This window comes from Microcystis sp. M49636_WE2 (assembly GCF_030065375.1).
Lineage (GTDB): Bacteria > Cyanobacteriota > Cyanobacteriia > Cyanobacteriales > Microcystaceae > Microcystis > Microcystis aeruginosa_C.
In genome coordinates this window covers 1-2,289 of the sequence record NZ_JASJFG010001025.1, presented here as the reverse complement: position 1 = coordinate 2,289, position 2,289 = coordinate 1, and the positions used below count along the sequence as shown (strand labels likewise).

General features: G+C 41.7%; 4 protein-coding genes. 3 read left to right on the top strand and 1 reads right to left on the bottom strand.

The annotated features are described in order from the left end of the window. Positions 1-421, top strand: a 421-nt coding sequence (locus PX484_RS23495) for an LmeA family phospholipid-binding protein (RefSeq protein ID WP_288105828.1), incomplete at its 5' end; no start/stop codon positions are given. A 16-nt stretch (positions 422-437) separates the two neighbouring features. On the opposite strand, the gene yidD is transcribed toward PX484_RS23495, so the two are convergent. Next, positions 438-668, bottom strand: a complete 231-nt coding sequence (yidD, locus tag PX484_RS23490; RefSeq protein WP_004162269.1) for a membrane protein insertion efficiency factor YidD — start codon at positions 666-668, stop codon at positions 438-440. Positions 669-723: 55 nt separating this feature from the next. On the opposite strand from yidD, the gene PX484_RS23485 reads away from it, so the two are divergent. Both PX484_RS23485 and PX484_RS23480 read left to right on the top strand, forming a co-directional pair. Next, the gene (locus tag PX484_RS23485; protein ID WP_002800351.1) at positions 724-1,410 is read left to right on the top strand and encodes a diacylglycerol/polyprenol kinase family protein; all 687 of its coding nucleotides are present in this window, start codon (positions 724-726) and stop codon (positions 1,408-1,410) included. A 169-nt stretch (positions 1,411-1,579) separates the two neighbouring features. After that, positions 1,580-2,289: aldose epimerase family protein (locus PX484_RS23480; protein ID WP_288105824.1), on the top strand; the 710-nt coding region annotated here is incomplete at its 3' end.

Below are 2,289 nucleotides of genomic sequence, written 5' to 3'. Positions count from 1 at the left end.
GGAAGAAGACTTAACCACCTCTTTTAATACACCTTTTATTGTCGAAAAACTGCAAAGATTAGAGTACGAAGGTAAATCAATTCACTGTCAGAATACGGAATTAATTCTCAATGACGATAAAACTTTAACTCTGAAAAGTCTAATTAAATTAGGAGAAGAAGAACCAATTCTTCTAGAAATGACCACTGCTGTGGTTGTGGAAGAACGGCGAAAAATTCAATTTGTTGATGTGGTTTATCAAGGCGACGAAAGATCGAAAGCTTTAGGAGAAGCTTTAATCAGCCACGTTAACAACCTTATGGATTTAGATAAATTTGCCCTCGATGGTACTCAATTAAGAGTCGATCGACTACGTTTAAAAGATAAACAGATTATCTTTTATGGTATCGCCGATATCGAGCGTTTTCCCCAAAGAAAATAGGCAGTATTTTTGCCTTTTAATCGTGCTTGTGGTGACAGGGAGGCACGGGATCGTAACCTCCGGGGTGAAAGGGATGACAACGGAGAATACGCTTAATTGCCAACCAAGAACCGCGCAGCACACCAAAGCGATCGATCGCTTCCATGGCATACTGGGAACAGGTGGGTTGAAAACGACAGGAAGGGGGAAATAGCGGCGAAATAAACCGTCGATATCCCTCAATTAAGCCAATAAAAATTCCTTTCAACAATGTCACCTCGATCACCTAAACTAAATAGATAGTCAATTTTCGCTTTTGCCACGTGGAACTATCCCACTCTCTCCTATTTTCGATCGGTTTAGTCGCCTGTTACCTAGCTGTTCTGATTCTGATCGCTGAAAAATTAAAAAGTCTTTTCAGCACCAATGGCGAAATTACCCGCAAGGTTGTCCACATTGGCACGGGAAACGTCATCCTTTTTGCCTGGTGGTTAAATATCCCCGCTTGGGTGGGAATAAGCGCGGCGATCCTAGCGGCAACTATCGCTATCCTATCCTATTTTTTCCCCATTTTACCCAGTCTTAATAGTGTCGGTCGCCGCAGTTGGGGAACTTTTTTTTATGCTGTTAGTATCGGTGTTCTCGTGGGTTATTTTTGGCCAATTTCTCACCCCGAATATGCGGCAATGGGTATTTTAATTATGGCTTTGGGAGACGGATTTGCGGCCCTAGTCGGACAAAATTTTGGTCAACATCCCTACAAAATTTTCGGCAGTGGCAAAAGTCTGGAGGGTTCCCTGACTATGTTAGTAATCAGCTTTTTAGTCAGCTTGATTATTTTATCTTTTATTAATGGCATAAATCCGCCAATTATTCTAGTATCTTTATTGACAGCGATCGGAGCTACTATTCTAGAAACTTTCTCGAAACTAGGTATAGATAATCTCACTGTACCGGTTGGTAGTGCCGCCATTGCCTATTTTCTTACCCAAATTTTCATCTCAAGCTAGGCTATCTCAGCTTATTCACAAGGGCCGAATCTAAAACCTCATTGGTTAAGCTAAGTAGGGAGGCACAATTATTTGTTAGGATGGGTTAGTGGTAGCGTAACATGAGCGGGTGTTGGGTTTCATGCTTCAACCCAACCTACGTTCTGATAACTGATAACTGATAACTGATATGACTTTTACGATCACTCAAAACCAAAATCAATATCTTACCTATTGTCTCAAGGATGAAGAAGCTGACGCTTATCTGGAAGTGGTTCCCGCTAGGGGAGGAATCATCACCCGTTGGCAAATTTGCGGAGAAGATATTTTATATCTGGACACAGAAAGATTCAAAGATCCTAACCTCAGTGTGCGAGGAGGAGTCCCGATTTTATTCCCTATCTGCGGCAACTTACCCGATAATACCTATCAACACCAAGGCCGAAACTATAGCCTCAAACAACACGGATTTGCTCGTGATTTACCCTGGCAAGTGAGCAAACAAAGCACCGAAACTGCCGCTAGTTTAACCCTAGAATTAAACAGTAATGAAGCAACTCGTCAAGTCTATCCCTTTGATTTTCAATTAATCTTTACCTATCAACTGCAAGGAAACAGCCTCAAAATTCACCAAAAAGTTATTAATCTTTCACCCGAAAAAATGCCCTTTTCTATCGGGTTCCATCCCTATTTTCAAGTCACCGATAAAACCCGATTATCTTTTGATATTCCCTCCTCCCAATACCTCGACCAACGCAGGAAAACCCTCCATTCCTACTCCGGCAACTTTGACTTTAATCTCGAAGAAATTGATGCCGCTTTTCCGCAAATTACGCGCCATCAAAGTAGTTTTAGTGATTCCTATCATCAGCGTCAAATTGTCCTCGGTTACGACGATCT